Source organism: Lascolabacillus sp. (assembly GCF_028696275.1).
Taxonomy (GTDB): domain Bacteria; phylum Bacteroidota; class Bacteroidia; order Bacteroidales; family Dysgonomonadaceae; genus Proteiniphilum; species Proteiniphilum massiliensis.
This window is the reverse complement of sequence record NZ_JAQVHI010000004.1, coordinates 81,836-97,240: the sequence shown is the minus strand read 5'-3', so window position 1 is coordinate 97,240 and position 15,405 is coordinate 81,836. Positions and strand designations below refer to the sequence as shown.

General features: G+C 36.7%; 19 protein-coding genes and 1 tRNA gene. 15 read left to right on the top strand and 5 right to left on the bottom strand.

The window, feature by feature from the left end:
• Position 1: 1 nt before the first annotated feature.
• Together PHO43_RS02310 and PHO43_RS02305 are read right to left on the bottom strand one after the other, a co-directional pair.
• Positions 2-74 (bottom strand) — tRNA-Lys (locus tag PHO43_RS02310).
• A 77-nt stretch (positions 75-151) separates the two neighbouring features.
• Positions 152-418, bottom strand: coding sequence for an HU family DNA-binding protein (locus PHO43_RS02305; RefSeq protein WP_045090228.1), 267 nt, complete (start codon positions 416-418; stop codon positions 152-154).
• Between the two features lie 208 nt (positions 419-626).
• Between PHO43_RS02305 and PHO43_RS02300 the strand changes: the two genes are divergently transcribed.
• The 8 genes from PHO43_RS02300 (at position 627) to PHO43_RS02265 (ending at position 6,828) form a co-directional block, all read left to right on the top strand.
• The gene (locus PHO43_RS02300) at positions 627-1,304 is read left to right on the top strand and encodes a rhomboid family intramembrane serine protease (RefSeq protein ID WP_082057395.1); all 678 of its coding nucleotides are present in this window, start codon (positions 627-629) and stop codon (positions 1,302-1,304) included.
• On the top strand, positions 1,288-2,175 hold the full coding sequence (locus PHO43_RS02295; RefSeq protein WP_045090230.1) for a rhomboid family intramembrane serine protease: 888 nt from the start codon (positions 1,288-1,290) through the stop codon (positions 2,173-2,175). Before PHO43_RS02300 ends, PHO43_RS02295 begins: the two co-directional genes overlap by 17 nt.
• On the top strand, positions 2,159-3,289 hold the full coding sequence (locus tag PHO43_RS02290) for an endonuclease/exonuclease/phosphatase family protein (RefSeq protein ID WP_045090231.1): 1,131 nt from the start codon (positions 2,159-2,161) through the stop codon (positions 3,287-3,289). The genes PHO43_RS02295 and PHO43_RS02290 overlap by 17 nt, the downstream gene beginning before the upstream one ends.
• 156 nt (positions 3,290-3,445) lie before the next feature.
• Positions 3,446-3,802: a 6-pyruvoyl trahydropterin synthase family protein gene (locus tag PHO43_RS02285; RefSeq protein WP_045090232.1), complete on the top strand. Its 357-nt coding sequence runs from the start codon at positions 3,446-3,448 to the stop codon at positions 3,800-3,802.
• Complete coding sequence (locus PHO43_RS02280; protein WP_053825921.1) at positions 3,792-4,373, top strand: 7-carboxy-7-deazaguanine synthase QueE; 582 nt, start codon at positions 3,792-3,794, stop codon at positions 4,371-4,373. Before PHO43_RS02285 ends, PHO43_RS02280 begins: the two co-directional genes overlap by 11 nt.
• Before the next feature lies 1 nt (position 4,374).
• The gene (locus PHO43_RS02275) at positions 4,375-5,289 is read left to right on the top strand and encodes a ribonuclease Z (RefSeq protein WP_053825920.1); all 915 of its coding nucleotides are present in this window, start codon (positions 4,375-4,377) and stop codon (positions 5,287-5,289) included.
• Positions 5,290-5,414: 125 nt separating this feature from the next.
• Positions 5,415-5,687 (top strand): T9SS type A sorting domain-containing protein, encoded by a 273-nt coding sequence (locus PHO43_RS02270; RefSeq protein WP_052673204.1) that lies wholly within the window; start codon positions 5,415-5,417, stop codon positions 5,685-5,687.
• Positions 5,688-5,826: 139 nt separating this feature from the next.
• Complete coding sequence (locus tag PHO43_RS02265; protein ID WP_288011157.1) at positions 5,827-6,828, top strand: aspartate-semialdehyde dehydrogenase; 1,002 nt, start codon at positions 5,827-5,829, stop codon at positions 6,826-6,828.
• 11 nt (positions 6,829-6,839) lie between these two features.
• Here PHO43_RS02265 and PHO43_RS02260 read toward each other — a convergent pair whose 3' ends face one another.
• Genes PHO43_RS02260 through PHO43_RS02250 form a run of 3 tightly spaced genes read right to left on the bottom strand, consistent with a single transcriptional unit; the run spans position 6,840 to position 9,068 of the window.
• Entirely contained in the window at positions 6,840-7,322 is a 483-nt protein-coding gene (locus PHO43_RS02260; protein ID WP_288011154.1) for a DUF456 domain-containing protein, read from the bottom strand.
• A gap of 3 nt (positions 7,323-7,325) precedes the next feature.
• Entirely contained in the window at positions 7,326-8,126 is an 801-nt protein-coding gene (locus PHO43_RS02255) for a metal ABC transporter ATP-binding protein (protein WP_045090237.1), read from the bottom strand.
• 57 nt (positions 8,127-8,183) lie between these two features.
• Positions 8,184-9,068, bottom strand: coding sequence for a metal ABC transporter solute-binding protein, Zn/Mn family (locus tag PHO43_RS02250; RefSeq protein WP_053825916.1), 885 nt, complete (start codon positions 9,066-9,068; stop codon positions 8,184-8,186).
• Between the two features lie 134 nt (positions 9,069-9,202).
• Here PHO43_RS02250 and mnmC2 point away from each other — a divergent pair, with 134 nt between their 5' ends.
• The 7 genes from mnmC2 to PHO43_RS02215 all read left to right on the top strand — a co-directional run bounded on the left by mnmC2 (position 9,203) and on the right by PHO43_RS02215 (position 15,404).
• Entirely contained in the window at positions 9,203-9,973 is a 771-nt protein-coding gene (mnmC2, locus tag PHO43_RS02245; RefSeq protein WP_045090239.1) for a tRNA (5-methylaminomethyl-2-thiouridine)(34)-methyltransferase MnmC2, read from the top strand.
• 72 nt (positions 9,974-10,045) lie between these two features.
• Positions 10,046-10,771: an MBL fold metallo-hydrolase gene (locus tag PHO43_RS02240; protein ID WP_288011149.1), complete on the top strand. Its 726-nt coding sequence runs from the start codon at positions 10,046-10,048 to the stop codon at positions 10,769-10,771.
• A 41-nt stretch (positions 10,772-10,812) separates the two neighbouring features.
• A complete protein-coding gene (locus PHO43_RS02235) occupies positions 10,813-11,184 on the top strand; it encodes a DUF2200 domain-containing protein (protein ID WP_045090241.1) in 372 nt (123 codons plus the stop codon).
• 97 nt (positions 11,185-11,281) lie between these two features.
• Positions 11,282-11,974, top strand: a complete 693-nt coding sequence (locus tag PHO43_RS02230) for an ABC transporter ATP-binding protein (protein ID WP_045090242.1) — start codon at positions 11,282-11,284, stop codon at positions 11,972-11,974.
• Positions 11,975-11,989: 15 nt separating this feature from the next.
• Complete coding sequence (locus PHO43_RS02225; RefSeq protein WP_288011145.1) at positions 11,990-12,919, top strand: HlyD family secretion protein; 930 nt, start codon at positions 11,990-11,992, stop codon at positions 12,917-12,919.
• Positions 12,920-12,925: 6 nt separating this feature from the next.
• Positions 12,926-14,062 (top strand): ABC transporter permease, encoded by a 1,137-nt coding sequence (locus PHO43_RS02220; RefSeq protein ID WP_288011142.1) that lies wholly within the window; start codon positions 12,926-12,928, stop codon positions 14,060-14,062.
• 22 nt (positions 14,063-14,084) lie between these two features.
• Complete coding sequence (locus PHO43_RS02215) at positions 14,085-15,404, top strand: TolC family protein (protein WP_288011139.1); 1,320 nt, start codon at positions 14,085-14,087, stop codon at positions 15,402-15,404.
• The last annotated feature ends 1 nt before the right edge of the window (position 15,405 follow it).

Below are 15,405 nucleotides of genomic sequence, written 5' to 3'. Positions count from 1 at the left end.
GTGACCCCGGAGGGGCTCGAACCCTCGACCCATTGATTAAGAGTCAATTGCTCTACCAACTGAGCTACGGAGTCATAATTTGATCGCAAAGGTAAATAAAAAAGGAACAAAACTACAAAGTTTGTTCCTTTTTTATTCCGTTTCAATATCCTTAGAGATCTGAAAGCTCTGAGCCGGCTTTAAACTTAGCTGTTTTTTTGGCTGGTATATTGATAGGCTGTTTTGTGCGTGGGTTGATACCTTTTCTTGCACTTCTTTCTGAAACTGAGAATGTTCCAAAACCTACTAATACTACTTTACCACCACTTTTTACTTCTTCGGAGATTGTTTCTAAAGTTGCGTCCAATGCTTTTTTGGAATCAACCTTGCTAAGACCAGATTTCTCTGCAATAGCGCTAATTAGTTCTGATTTATTCATAAGAAAACGTAAATAAAGAAATTAAACAAACTTTAAGTATGGGCTGAAGCCCTGATTTGGCGTCAAATATAGATTATTAAATGAAAACAATCAAGAAAAAAGGTAAAAAGTATTTGATTTTTCTGAAAATTTGCTTTTTATAGGTCTAAAAACCTTATAAGCTTCGAAATAATACGTATTTTTGCGCCTCAACAGCAGATTTCAAATCATGAATAATTATAGAAATAGCTTTTCAGGCATGTTACCTACTGTAACAAAAAATTTACTTATTATTAATGTTATAGTATGGTTAGCACAATTCGTTTTACTAAGGAGGGGAGGGATCGACCTGACTCAGCAGTTTGGTTTGCATTTCCCATTTTCTGATAACTTCAGGATATATCAGCCCATAACTTATATGTTTCTTCATGACCCTTACTCTTTCTCTCATGTATTCTTCAATATGTTTGCAGTATTTATGTTTGGAAGAACCCTAGAACAGGTTTGGGGTCCTAAGCGTTTTCTGACATATTATCTGATTACCGGGATTGGGGCTGGATTGGTTCAGATTATAGTGATGTACCTTAGAGTAAGTGCAGTTGTTCCGGCAGACATGTTTTATGCGGTTAATACTGTTACTGTTGGTGCTTCCGGAGCTGTATTCGGTATTCTGCTTGCCTTTGGAATGTTGTTCCCAAATGCACAGTTATTCATTATCCCGTTTCCATTCCCTATAAAGGCTAAATGGTTTGTAATAGGTTACGGTCTCGTGGAGCTGATTTTTGGTGTTTCAAACCGTATAGGCGATAATGTTGCTCATTTTGCACACTTAGGTGGCATGCTGTTTGGCATTTTTATGATTTTGTACTGGAGAAAAAAGGACAGGTCTCATGGCAGATATTATTGACAACTTAAAACTGAAATACAAGTCAGGTACTGTACTGACAAAGCTAATATTTATCAATGTTCTGGTATTTGCTGCTTTAAAAGTTATCGATGTTATCTTCATTCTGTTTAATATTCATAGTCTGGATCTGATAACATTACTGGGTGTACCCTCAAATTTGCAGCTACTTACACAGAGGTTCTGGACACCTGTAGCATACATGTTTGTTCACGAAGGTTTTTTACATATCCTTTTTAACATGTTGTGGCTCTACTGGTTTGGTCAAATATTTATGCAGTATTTTACAGGACGCACACTGGGTAGTTTGTATGTACTGGGTGGACTGGCAGGTGCTATCCTATACGTTATTGCATTTAACACTATTCCTTATTATCTGGATATGGGAAGGGGCTGGATGATTGGTGCATCTGCGGCTGTAATGGCAATTGTAATGGGTGCTGCGTTTTACAGACCTGAACTTAAACTGAACCTTCTCTTTATTGGACAGATAAAAATTGTTTATATTGCGATTTTCGCATTCGTTTTGGATTTCATGTCTCTAGGCAGTGCCACAAACCCTGGTGGACATGTAGCTCATATTGGTGGTGCCCTGCTGGGATATTTATTTGCCATACAATATAAAAAAGGTACAGATATTACCGGGTGGATGAGTCGCCTGATAGATTTGTTTGCAGGATTATTTAAACCTCACAGAAAGAAACCCAAGATGAAAGTGTATCACAGTAGAAAAGAGACAGACTGGGATTATAATTATCGGAAGAACTCAGAGCAGGAGGAAATTGATGCTATATTGGATAAGTTGAAGAAGTCCGGTTATAGCGGATTAACTCCTGAAGAAAAAAAGAAGCTTTTTGATGCCAGCAAGAAATAAAAAAAGAAAATTCAGAGATGTAGTGAAATTGGTTATATTTTTAACCAATATATTTGCTATTGCACTTCTTTTTAGTTCTTTTCTTGCATGGAATGTATCTACTCTAAAAACTAATCTCTTTTCATATATTGGCCTTGGTTTCGGTTTCATTTTACTGTTAAATATCGCATACCTTGTTTTCTGGCTTCTGTTCTCTAAATGGAAATATGCGGCAATCTGTCTGATCGCTTTACTAATATGTTATAAGCCTGTTACAACATTTTTTCCTATAAAAATAAATCAACCTAAGGCTCCTGAAAAGTCAATTCAAATACTTACTTATAATGTACAGGGATTTCCTAAGGAACGGGATAAGAATTCAAAGGAGCGACCTATTCTGGATTATATTTCAGAGACTGATGCTGATATTGTATGTTTACAAGAGTATCTGGTAAGCAAAACAGGTCAATCAATATTCTCACAGCAGGATGTAAACCGTAAACTGAGTATGTATCCTTACAGGTCTGTCACCGGCCTTGAGTCATCAGGCAAGTATCATATTCTGGGACTAGCTTGTTTCTCTAAATACCCGATAGAGGATACTCATGAAGTTGTGTTTGAATCATCCTATAACGGAGCTGCTGTTTACACTATAAATATTGAAGGTAAAAGATATACAGTTGCTAATGTTCATTTGGAGTCTAACAGTATAATGGCTGAGGATAAAAAACTTTATAGTGACTTCCTGCAAAATACAGATTCAGTTAAATTAGAAACTGTGACAACTAACATACGAAATCGTCTGGGTAGTGCTTATCGTATGAGAGCTAAGCAGGTAAATCAGGTAAAGGATTATATTAAGACGCAGGGTACACAAGGCACTATAATCTGTGGTGATTTTAATGATACCCCCATTTCTTATGCTTATAATCAGATGAAAAAGGGATTGCAGGATGCTTATGTATCCACTTCTTTTGGACCTGGCATCACTTATAACGAATATCTTTTCCTTTTCAGGATAGACTACATAATGCACAGCGATAATTTTAAGGCTTATCAGACTAAAGTAGATAAAATTGATCACTCTGATCATTATCCTTTAAGAACTTGGCTGGAGTTAGATGTTACTGAATAGATTAAATATCTGATTTGCACCTGAAAAATTAATTGATTAGTTTTGATTAAAACTCATGATTTGAAACTATCTTGCATCTGGGAATAACTACTTACCGGAATCATTTTAGTGTCGGAAGTCAATCTCCTGAATAATTAACAGAAACAAAGAAATAAAATGTATAAAATAAGTAAAGAATTTGCTTTTTCTGCTGCTCACTCTCTTTTTGGATTACCGGAGGAGCATCCTTGCAGTCGCCTTCACGGACATAATTATGTTGTAACTGTGCATCTTAAAGCAGATAAACTAAATCCTCAAGGGTTTGTTCGTGATTATAATGAACTTAGTTTTGTAAAAGATTATATCGATAAAAACCTCGATCACAGAAATCTGAACGATATTATGGCTCCGCTGAACTCATCTGCTGAAAATATTGCAAAAATGTTATTTGAAGCATTCAAGCCTAAACTACCGGAGCTTTATGCTGTAGAGGTGAGCGAAACCCCCAAAACTTCGGCTATATATGAACCTTAATGTAAACGAAATATTTTACTCCTTGCAGGGTGAAGGTGGAAGAACCGGACAGGCATCTATTTTTATCAGACTTGCAAAATGTAATCTTGCCTGCAGCTTCTGTGACACTGATTTTGAAAGGGGTGTGAAGATGTCTCTCGAAGAGGTTTTTAAAGAGATAGAGAAATATAACTGTAAATGGATTATATGGACTGGTGGTGAGCCGGCATTACAGCTGAATGACAAAATTGTTGCATTTTTTAAAGAGAGGGGCTACCTGCAAGCAATCGAAACTAACGGCACTAAAAGAATACCTTCAGGTATTGATTACATAACCTGCAGTCCCAAGCAGAATTTTGAGATAGTAAAGGAGTTAATCCCTGAGGTTGATGAACTAAGATTTCCAATTCAAAAAGGAGATCCTTTACCTGACATTTCAATTTTACCTAAGACAAACAGATACCTGCTAAGTCCAATTTTTGATAACGATAAAGTTATTCAGGAGAATGTGGATTACTGTATCTCTCTTATAAAGGATAATCCTGTGTGGGCACTTAGTTTGCAAACACATAAATTAATTGGAATAAGGTGACATGACTAAATTTTGCATTACCATATTAGGCTGTGGATCAGCAATGCCAACAACACTTCACAACCCACCATCGCAGCTAATAGAAATGAATGATAAGCTATTCATGATTGATTGTGGAGAAGGTACACAGCTTCAGATGCGTAAATTTAAGGCTCGTATGAGCAAGCTTCATTCTGTTTTTATTTCACACCTGCATGGCGACCATATCTTCGGTTTGCCTGGTCTGCTTTCCACGTTAAGTCTGCTTGGAAGAACTGCCGACCTGAATATTTATGCTCATAAAGAGATAGATTTTTTAATTAACCCTTTTCTTACCTATATGGGTAATCACATATCATTTAAGATAAATGTGATTCCTATTAATCCACACTCAGAAGAGATTATTTTTGAAAATTCTTCAATAAAAATTCACTCTTTCCCATTAAATCACAGAATAGATTCTAACGGTTTTTTATTTGAAGAGAAGAAATCAGCAAGTCATATAATCAGAGAAATGATTGATTATCACAAAATTCCCTATCATATGATTTATAATATCAAAAGAGGGGATGACTTTATCACTACTGAGGGAGATGTTATTAAAAACGAGACTCTTACTGTTCCGGGAACACCTTCAAAGAAATATGCATACTGCTCTGATACTGCTTATGACCCGGATGTTGTTAAGTACATAAAAAATGTTGATCTATTATATCATGAGGCTACATTTGCAGAAAGTGAAAATAAAAGAGCGGAAGAAACATATCATTCCACTGCAGGTCAGGCTGCAACTATTGCTAAAATGGCTGAAGTAAAGAAGCTTGTTATTGGACATTTTTCTTCCAGATATAATGAACTAGGAGTGCTTCTTAAGGAAGCATCATTAATTTTTCCTGAAACTGAACTTGCATCTGAAGGAAAAATATTTGAACTTTAGCTTTTTTATTGATGCAGCTAGAATTGATGTAATTTAGTACTATGAGGCTTTTCTATTTAGTATTGATCTCTTTTTGTTTCTCAGTTGGAACTTGCTTTTCTACTGAGCGCAATACTTTTATAGGGATGCCAGACAGCCATCTTAACTTTAATAATCAGAATCAATTTTATCACCAGCCCAATATAGGTCAGGATAGTGTAGTCATTAAACTTGCTGAGAATCGCCTCATAATCGAAAATCTGCCAAAAGACGACATTCTGGAAATTTATAATATTATGGGAGTAAAGGTCTATAACAGAAGGATAAATGCTGGCACAAATGAGTATATACTATCACTCCCAAAAGGTTATTACATATTAAAAATAGGGAAATTAACAAAGAAAATTGCAATAAGATAAGTTTTTATTCTCTTTTTCATATCTTTGTCAGTTGATCGAAGTAGATAATAAGGTTATCATTCTTCCAAAGAGTTAATTAAAAAGCTGGTAGATAAAACTATCTGCTTATTCAAACTAAAGTTATTAAAAATCAATCATTATGAACATCGCAATTGTTGGAACTAGCGGAGCTGTAGGACAAGAGCTGCTTCGTGTTTTGGAACAGAGAAATTTCCCTGTTAAAGAATTACATCTATTCGGCTCTTCAAGAAGTGCCGGAACATCATATAATTTCAAAGGTAAACAGATTGTAGTTAAAGAGTTACAGCACAATGATGATTTCAAGGGTATTGATATTGCATTTGTTTCTGCCGGTGGTAGCACATCGCTTGAATTTGCTGAGACAATCACCAAGCACGGAGCCATTATGATTGACAACTCAAGTGCATTCAGGATGGACGACGAGGTGCCTCTTGTTGTTCCTGAAATTAATGGTGAAGATGCATTAAACCGTCCGAAGGGAATAGTAGCAAACCCTAATTGTACAACAGCTCAACTGGTGATCGCATTAAAACCGATAGAAGATATTACTTATATAAAAAAGGTTCATGTTGCAACATATCAGGCAGCTTCCGGTGCAGGTGCCGCTGCTATGAAAGAGTTGGAAGAACAATACAGAGAACTTGTTAAAGGGGAAAAGCCTACAGTATCCAAGTTTGCTTATCAACTTGCATATAATCTTATCCCTCAGGTGGATGTTTTCACAGATAACGGTTACACCAAAGAGGAGATGAAGATGTATTACGAAACTCGAAAGATTATGCATTCAAATATTGAAGTTAGTGCTACATGTGTACGTGTACCTGTAATGCGTGCACACTCAGAAGCCATATGGATTGAGACCGAACGTCCGATATCTATAGAGGAAGCTCGCGAAGCTTTCAGCAAGGCAGATGGTGTAAAGCTAATTGACAATCCTAATGAAAAAGAGTACCCAATGCCACTCGGCCTGGAAGGTACTGACCCTGTTTATGTTGGTCGTATACGTAAAGATTTGACTAATGAAAATGGATTATCATTCTGGACTGTTTCCGATCAGATACGTAAAGGTGCTGCCTTAAATGCAGTTCAGATAGCTGAATACATTATCAAAAACTCTTAAATCCTTTCTCATCAAAGTAAAGTTCGGATAAAGAAGAATATTATAAAACCAGCTGTTATCAGCTTTAATAAAAGACCGGCCAAAAAACCTGCAAATGCTCCAGATGCTTGTTTTGCGGCCGGTTTTAATTTGCTGCCTGTTATTAATGCTCCAATCAGCGCTCCAGCGAATGGACCCAATATTATACCCCATGGTCCGATAAAGAAACCAAACAGAAGTCCTATTGTCGCTCCCCAGACAACCTTCCTATTTCCTCCCTTCTTCTTTGTTCCCCATATAGGCAGTACATTATCAAGTATTGAAATTACAACTGTCACCACACCAAGTATAATGATTGTAACCCATGATATCTCATTCTGAGTAGTTGGTATAAACTTCAGGGCAAGCAATCCTGCCCAGCATAACGGCAGCCCCGGGAGGATAGGAGCAATAGTACCAACTGCCCCAACAATCAACAGCAGCGCAGACAGTATAATCCAGATTAAATCGGCCATAGTTTAATCTTTAGTGTTAGCAGAGTGTTCATGTTCATGAAGATGATCATGCTCCATTAAAACTCTGTGAGGAAGAGAACCATGTCCCAATATCTCTATAGGACAAGACTGATAAGCATTTGTAAGCCATTCCTGAGAGATATCACTCCCAGAGTGATAATGAAGTCCCTGGTTAACACAAGCTATATTCTTAACTAAAGAAATGATGGTGCCAACATCATGCGAAACCAGCATTATGGCAATTTCTTTGTTTATATCACCCAGAAGTTTATAAAAGTTGGTTTCGAAAAGTTTATCAACATAAGTACTTGGTTCATCAAGAATAATAAGCTTTGGATTATCAATGATTGCTCTTCCAAGGAGAACCCTTTGCAGCTGCCCTCCTGAGAGTTCACCAATTGCTCTTGGAAGAAGCTCTTCGATTCCCATTCTCTCTGCTACATCCTTTACTTTCTGCCTGTCTTTTGAGGAATAACGTCTGATTAATTGTTTATGGGGAGTAAGTCCTGAAAGTATTACTTCAGAAACAGAGATTGGGAATTTTTTATCAATCTGATTTATTTGAGGGAGATAGCCAATGTTCAATGATGGTACAACCTTACCGTTGTTGTAAAACTTAATAACACCATCCTGAGGTTCAATTAGTCCCAGTATAGTTTTTAATAATGTGGTCTTACCTCCTCCATTGGGACCAATTATTCCAAGAAAGTCATCTTCAAATATGGTAAGCGACACATCACTTAGCACATTTGGTTTATTTTCATAACCTACATTCAGTCTCTCTATCTCAATTAGCTTATTCATCTATTTCTTTTCAATAACTACAGAAAACTTGCAAAACTCAAATCATAAGTTTTTCAATTATTCCACTCTCGATAAAATTTCAGCTATGCGAATCAACTCTTCGTCCCATTTGTAGCTTAATGGATCTATCTCAAAAATCTCTGCTCCTACTTCAGAAGCAATAACTTCTGCATTTTTTTTATCAAACCCTTTTTGAATGAAGAGTGTATTTATATTCTCTTTTCTTGCAACATCCACTAACTCTCTGATTTGAGATAAAGAGGGACTCTTTCCCTCAAACTCAATACTATGCTGATGGAGGTTGTAATCCTCTGCAAAGTAACTCAATGCGGGATGGAATATTATAAAGGATCTTGCAGGTATATCTTCAAGTGCTGTACTAATAAGCTGATCTATACTATCCACTTTTGCAACAAATCTCTCCAGGTTTTCATTAAATATATCTTCATATTCAGGGTATTCAGAGATGAGAGCATCTGCCATATTCTGAACAAATATTTTCACAGCTTTAGGAGAAGACCACACATGTGGATCCATCGATTCATGATGATGATCCAAATCTCCATCCTCATGGTCGTGAATATGACCACCCATCAGCTCAATTCCCGCTGAACAATCAACAACTTTGACATCAGGATTATTGTCTGATAAGCGACTGCTCCAAGCTCTCTCAAAACCAAGGTCTCCCACCTTGAAGTAAATCTTGCTTTTAGCCATTTCCAGCATTACCGAGGGTGCAGGCTCATAAGTTTCGGGACTGGTTCCCGGTGGCACAAGCGTATTTATTCTGAATATATCACCAGCAATCTGATTCAGAAAGTATCGTTGAGGTTCAATCGTTACTGTCAATAGCTCCTTATCATCAACGCCATCTCTTTTGGACGCTGAGTTACATGAAAGGAAAAATAAAAAGACAATTATTACAGGAAAATATTTTTGCATCTTGTTAATTTGTAGACAAATGTAATAATTTTCATTCTCTGATGGAAATAGTAAACAAAGATTTAATAAATTTGTTTGTGGGACTTATTTTCACAGTAGACCTGACAATACAATATTCTACACGATAATTTATTATGCAACATAAAATAATAACTACAGAAGATGGCTCACACACCCTGTTTGTGCCTGAACTGAATGAACACTATCATTCTGTTAATGGTGCAATCCAGGAGTCGAAGCATGTCTTTATTGATACCGGTTTCAAATACTTCCTGGAGAAAAACATCAATCAGGATGACCAAAAGAGTATAAATATTCTTGAAATAGGTTTCGGAACCGGATTAAATGCTTTCCTCACTCTGATAGAATCTCAAAAGTTGAATGTAAATGTGTTTTACCAAAGCGTGGAGTTATACCCTGTCTCTATTAAAGAAGCAGAAAAACTTAATTACTTCGAATTAATAAATCAGTCTGAACAGAAAAAGTTTAAACAACAAACAAATTTGAGTGAATCAGAGCATTTTAAAGTAATAGATAAAACACTTTTCATGAAGCTTCACACTACTCCCTGGGAGAGAGCAGTTGACATTTTACCCGGATTCACACTACTAAAACAAAAGTTTGATTTTAGTAAATGTGAGAAGATCAGAGCTGACAGACTATTCAACCTAATCTATTTTGATGCTTTTGCACCGGACAAACAGCCGGAAATGTGGACAGAGGATATTTTCGGCAAAATATACTCTTTATCTGATGCAGATGCTGTTTTCACCACATATTGTGCAAAAGGAGTGGTAAGGAGAATGCTGCAAAGTGCAGGTTTCAAGATGGAGAGATTACCAGGACCTCCAGGTAAGAGGGAAATATTGAGAGGATCAAAATTATTAATATTTGACACAGAGTAATTAACTGAACAAGAAATTTATCTGTTTGTTTTATTAACAGGAACTTTTACTAAAACATTAAATTGCATCAATATGAAACTAAGAATTATTTTAATTTCTGCTGTAATTATGATTTCCAATCTACTATTTGCCGAAAACTTTGAGACTGACACCTTTAAAACTAAGTCAAATAAAGAAGTTGTAATTACATTTATAAAACATGGCTCACTGATGCTTTCATACGATGGATTGTATATACAGGTTGATCCTGTAACAATGTTCGCTGATTATTCAACTTTTCCTAAGGCTGATTTCATACTTGTTACTCATGAGCATGGTGACCACCTGGACATTAAGGCAATTAATAATTTAACGAAAGAGGATACCAGAATCATTATTAATCAATCGAGCCGTGATATAATTTCGAAAGGTGATGTGATGAAAAATGGTGATAATCTTAATCTGAGAGAAGATATTCATATAGAGGCTGTTCCTGCATACAACTATACCGAAGGAAGAGAAAAGTTTCATCCACGTCATCGCGATAATGGTTATATTCTTACAATAGATGGTCTGAACATTTATATTGCCGGGGATACAGAAGATATTCCAGAAATGAATAATCTAAAAGAAATTGATATTGCATTCCTACCTGTGAATCAACCTTACACTATGACTGTAGATCAAGCTGTTAAAGCAGCTAACATGTTTAAACCAAAAGTACTTTATCCATATCACTTTGGTGATACTGAGGTAGAAGCAATAAAATCAAGACTGGAAAATTCAGAGATAGAGGTTCGAATCAGGAGTATGGAGTAAGATATTTCATATGGAGTTATACCTGAATAAAAATAACAATTATGCAAGTTACACCTGAACATAACGAGAAGATTGCAAAAATCACTTTTGCATCAGTATATCCACACTATATTGCCAAAATAGAGAAAAAGGGAAGAACCAAAGAAGAGCTTCTGCAGGTAATTAAATGGCTTACCGATTATAACGAGAGTCAACTTCTGGAATTTATTGAAAATAAGACAACATTAAGAGAGTTTTTTGAAAACGCCACTCTCAATCCAAATGCCGAACTGATTACAGGAGTCATTTGCGGTTACAGAATAGAGAATATTGATAATCCAATAACAAGACAGATCAGATATTTAGATAAATTGGTTGATGAGTTGGCTAAAGGAAAAAGTATGGATAAAATATTAAGAAATCAGTCAAAATGAGTTCTTAAATATATTTTTATAATAACCCACATTTGTAGAGCGATAAGTTTGCTGATTTGTAAATTTATCGTTTCTTTTGTTGTATCAAAACTATTCTATGGAAATAGCTGCACGACTATCAGAAGCCGGGAAGGAATATAAAACCGGAGAATCTACAATTGTAGCACTACAACCTACAACTACCGAATTCAGAACAGGTGAGATTACATTACTGGTTGGTCCGTCAGGATCAGGTAAAACAACACTTTTATCGCTACTTGGATCTGTAATTTATCCTACCATGGGGAAAGTATGGGTTGGGGACACATGTGTTAATGATCTTTCAGAAAAGGAACTTGCTAAACTGCGATTGAAACATATAGGATTTGTCTTTCAGGGTTTCAATCTTCTGGCTCCGCTTAATGCACTGGAGAATGTGATGGAGCCCCTGTTGCTGCAGGGTGTGAGTCGGAAAGAAGCAAAGAGAAGAGCCATGAAACTTATCAGACAGTTTGGGATGGAAGACAGGATCTATAATCTCCCAAGAAACCTGAGTGGAGGACAACAACAGAGAATAGCTATAGCCAGGTCATTAATAACTGATCCTAAGTTAATACTGTGTGATGAGCCAACAGCATCTCTTGATCATAAAAGTGCCAAGATGGTAATGGAAATGTTAAGTCAGCTCTCACTTGACAACCGTGCAGTTATTGTAGTAACCCATGATGTCAGACTTAAAAAATATGCTGACAGAACCATATATGTTTCAGAAGGCAGAATTAGCGAAACGGCTATTGAGGACGAGTTTTAAGAAAATAAATTACATATGTACAGAAAAATAGCATTTTTTTTATCTGTTTTAATTTTAGCTTCCTGTGGCAGTAAACAGGAAAATAGCGAAACCGAGGCTACCTCAATTATTCCAGTGAATGTTGTAGGTGTAGGTAAGATCGTACCACAGGGAGGTGTGATTGAACTGGCTGCACCAGCAGCAGGTATAGTGATGGAAATAAATGCCAAGCCTGGTGAGAAGGTAAGTCGAGGTGATCTAATACTTACTCTTTACAATAGTGACGAGGAGCTTGCATTAAAAGAAGCGGATTCACGTATCAGAACACAAGAGATGTCTATTGAATCAGCAAAAATCACTATTGACCAGGAGCGTATTGCATACAGTGATCTGACCCGACAGTTGAATGATGCTAAAGAGTTACTTAGTGCAGGAGCTACAACAGGTGAAAATGTGAGAAGATTGCAAAGTGAGTTCGATCAAAAAACAGAACGATTGAAAATACTTGAGAATGACTACAACCTAAAGAAATCTCAACTCAATGAGATAAGAGTACAACGTGCCTCTAAAGCTAATGAACTGGATAAAACACTATTCCGTGCACCCTTGGATGGAACTTTGCTGGATATAACACCAAGAGAAGGAGAGGCGGTAAGTATGCATCAGCAATATGGACGTCTTTCACCTGATAAACCATTGGTTGTTATTGTGGAAATTGATGAGCTTTTTGCTGACAGACTTGATATAGGACAAACATGCTATATTAACCTGCATGGCGATTCGGAACTGGCTGCAACAGGTAAAATAAACAGAATCTCTCCCGACTTAAAAAAGAAATCACTATTCTCAGATAGTGGAACAGATCTGGAGGATCGTCGTATTCGTGAAATAGAAGTATCCCTCGATGAGATAAATAAAACACTTTTTATTGAGTCAAAGGTAGAGTGCAGGGTACAACTAAACTAACTGAATATGTTCACAACCGCATTTAAATTTGTTCGCTTTGAAAAATCCAAGAGCATGGGTATCCTGGCGGCAATTGTAATCAGTATCTACCTGATTGGCATTGAACTGGGCATGTTCTTTTATCTTGCTGATATTATAGGAGGGATTGTTGGCAATTCAAACCCAAAATATTCTCAGGTTTTCGTAGTGAAGAAACAGACAGAAAACGTAAACCAACTTTCACCTTTCGATATAAGATGGGTAAATCAATTAAGAAGTATTGAAGGAGTTGAAGATACTCATGGATTTGTAATTACAAACGTAGCTGTTAGATTTCCAAATGGCAAGGATGCTCCAGCTGTAATAATAGGTAGTGACTACCCTACTCTCGCTGCTGGTCCCTATGCAGAACTTGTCCATTCAGGTTCTATAGAAAACCTGGCAAATCCGGAGATAGTGTCTACCGACTTCTATGATAACAAAACACTTAGATATGATGTAAAACTGGGTACACGCTTCGAAATAAATGGGAAGTCGGCTATTGCCGGAGTAATTACAAAAGATGCGAAAGGATTTACCGCACCATTGATATATACAACTACCGACAAGGCGCGATACTATTCAGGCATGCCAAAATCACAGATAAGCGGTATAATTGTGACTGTACCCGACGCAACAAAAGTAGACGCCGTTACCGCAAAGATAAATCAAATTGCACCCGATCTCAAGGCATGGCCTAAAGATGAGATAAGAACAGCAACAATTGTGAATGTAATGACTGCTAATAACATGGGTATGAGTTTCGCTACGCTGGTACTGTTCGGGATAATAAGCGGATTCTTTATTATCGGACTTACCATGTATTCGGTAACGTATGACCGCATAAAGGATTATGGAACATTAAAAGCTATTGGGGCTTCCAGTGGTTATATCACAAGATTGGTTATCACACAATCTTTTATTTACGCTATATTCGGTTATCTTGTGTCTCTCCTGTTATTGATAATCTCCAAGATTGGTATGGCAAAAGGAGGACTTATTATTAGTCTCTCCCCCGCATTATTAAGTTTTCTCTTTTTTACAACATTGATAATATCTGTTGGCAGTTCCTATTTTTCAATACGTAAATTAAGAAAGGTGGAACCGTCTTCTGTCTTCAGGTAATTTTTTAATCAATTAAAAAATCATGTATAAATCTATCTTCATATATATAAACATAGTGCTGTTTTCAGCAGTTGCATTTGCTCAGGAAACCTATACACTTGATAAGGCTGTAACTTATGCAATGGATCATTCTCCCGTTTTGAACATCAATAAACTGAAACTACAAGAGGCATCAATTCAGGTAGATGAGAGCAAGCTGCAGTATGTACCGGACATATATCTTTCAGGTGACTTAAGACGCAACCTTATAATACCGGCTACTCCGGTACCTGCTAATGTTTTCGATCCCTCAGCATCGGAAGGGGAGCTTATGTATCTGAAATTTAATACCAAGTGGAACTCATCTGCAGGTTTGAATATGAAATATGACCTTTTCAACCCTGAAAAAGTAAATAGTGTTGCAAAGCAACAGCATCAGCTAAGAATTCAGGAATATGATACTGAAATGTCTGAAGCAGAATTAAAAGAAAAGGTTGCGCTTGCTTATGCCGACTGTATAATTGCTGAAGAGCAGGTGAAGTTACTTAAAGATGATGTTGTATATTTTGAGGAGCTTCTGGATAATGCCAATCAACTTTTCAAGAAAGAGCAAATTAGTTTATCCGAAAAAAATGATGCAAACAGAGCCTATAATGAGTCTGTTTCAAAATTCCTGGAGGCAGAAAAAATTGCTGGTGACAGGAAGGCTGAATTACTTTACCTTATAGGAAAGGATGTTACTTCAGAGAATATCGAATCACTTTTTTTAGAGGAAGATATCCCTTCACTGCTTGAAAAGGTTGAACAAAAGAAAACATCCAAAAACATTTTAAACGACTTGGAAGTTCTCCGTCAGCAGGAAGTTACAAATCTCGCATCACTTAAAGTGAAATCGGCTCAACTTAAATATGCCCCTACCCTTTCACTGAATGGATATCTTGGAAGCAATTACTACAATAACGATTTTTCTCTTTTCAACAATAATCATTGGAGAGGAAACAGCTATATCGGACTCTCAGTCATGTTGCCCATTTCCAGATCACTCAACACAACAAAAGAAGTATCACGACTACGCCTGCAACAGCAGATGGAAACTGAGAATCTTCGTGATATACGTAATAAACAGGAGAAAGAGCGACTAAACAATCTTTCACTGCTTCAGGTGAGACAGAAAAATTACCAGCTTAGCAGGGATAGCTGGGAAATGAGCCTTCAGAACTCAAAAGCTGTACAGCTGCAATATGAAAAAGGTTACATCCGACAATCAGATCTTCTCAATGAACAACAGAAAGCAGGTCAGTACCGCCATAATTTTCTTCAGGCAGCCTACGACCTATTCAATATCCTGATTACAATGGATTGAT

Coding starts and splice junctions, on each gene's coding strand:
- PHO43_RS02305 (WP_045090228.1), bottom strand. CDS start 418: ATGAATAAATCAGAACTAATTAGCGCTATTGCAGAGAAATCTGGTCTT.
- PHO43_RS02300 (WP_082057395.1), top strand. CDS start 627: ATGAATAATTATAGAAATAGCTTTTCAGGCATGTTACCTACTGTAACA.
- PHO43_RS02295 (WP_045090230.1), top strand. CDS start 1,288: ATGGCAGATATTATTGACAACTTAAAACTGAAATACAAGTCAGGTACT.
- PHO43_RS02290 (WP_045090231.1), top strand. CDS start 2,159: ATGCCAGCAAGAAATAAAAAAAGAAAATTCAGAGATGTAGTGAAATTG.
- PHO43_RS02285 (WP_045090232.1), top strand. CDS start 3,446: ATGTATAAAATAAGTAAAGAATTTGCTTTTTCTGCTGCTCACTCTCTT.
- PHO43_RS02280 (WP_053825921.1), top strand. CDS start 3,792: ATGAACCTTAATGTAAACGAAATATTTTACTCCTTGCAGGGTGAAGGT.
- PHO43_RS02275 (WP_053825920.1), top strand. CDS start 4,375: ATGACTAAATTTTGCATTACCATATTAGGCTGTGGATCAGCAATGCCA.
- PHO43_RS02270 (WP_052673204.1), top strand. CDS start 5,415: ATGCCAGACAGCCATCTTAACTTTAATAATCAGAATCAATTTTATCAC.
- PHO43_RS02265 (WP_288011157.1), top strand. CDS start 5,827: ATGAACATCGCAATTGTTGGAACTAGCGGAGCTGTAGGACAAGAGCTG.
- PHO43_RS02260 (WP_288011154.1), bottom strand. CDS start 7,322: ATGGCCGATTTAATCTGGATTATACTGTCTGCGCTGCTGTTGATTGTT.
- PHO43_RS02255 (WP_045090237.1), bottom strand. CDS start 8,126: ATGAATAAGCTAATTGAGATAGAGAGACTGAATGTAGGTTATGAAAAT.
- PHO43_RS02250 (WP_053825916.1), bottom strand. CDS start 9,068: ATGCAAAAATATTTTCCTGTAATAATTGTCTTTTTATTTTTCCTTTCA.
- mnmC2 (WP_045090239.1), top strand. CDS start 9,203: ATGCAACATAAAATAATAACTACAGAAGATGGCTCACACACCCTGTTT.
- PHO43_RS02240 (WP_288011149.1), top strand. CDS start 10,046: ATGAAACTAAGAATTATTTTAATTTCTGCTGTAATTATGATTTCCAAT.
- PHO43_RS02235 (WP_045090241.1), top strand. CDS start 10,813: ATGCAAGTTACACCTGAACATAACGAGAAGATTGCAAAAATCACTTTT.
- PHO43_RS02230 (WP_045090242.1), top strand. CDS start 11,282: ATGGAAATAGCTGCACGACTATCAGAAGCCGGGAAGGAATATAAAACC.
- PHO43_RS02225 (WP_288011145.1), top strand. CDS start 11,990: ATGTACAGAAAAATAGCATTTTTTTTATCTGTTTTAATTTTAGCTTCC.
- PHO43_RS02220 (WP_288011142.1), top strand. CDS start 12,926: ATGTTCACAACCGCATTTAAATTTGTTCGCTTTGAAAAATCCAAGAGC.
- PHO43_RS02215 (WP_288011139.1), top strand. CDS start 14,085: ATGTATAAATCTATCTTCATATATATAAACATAGTGCTGTTTTCAGCA.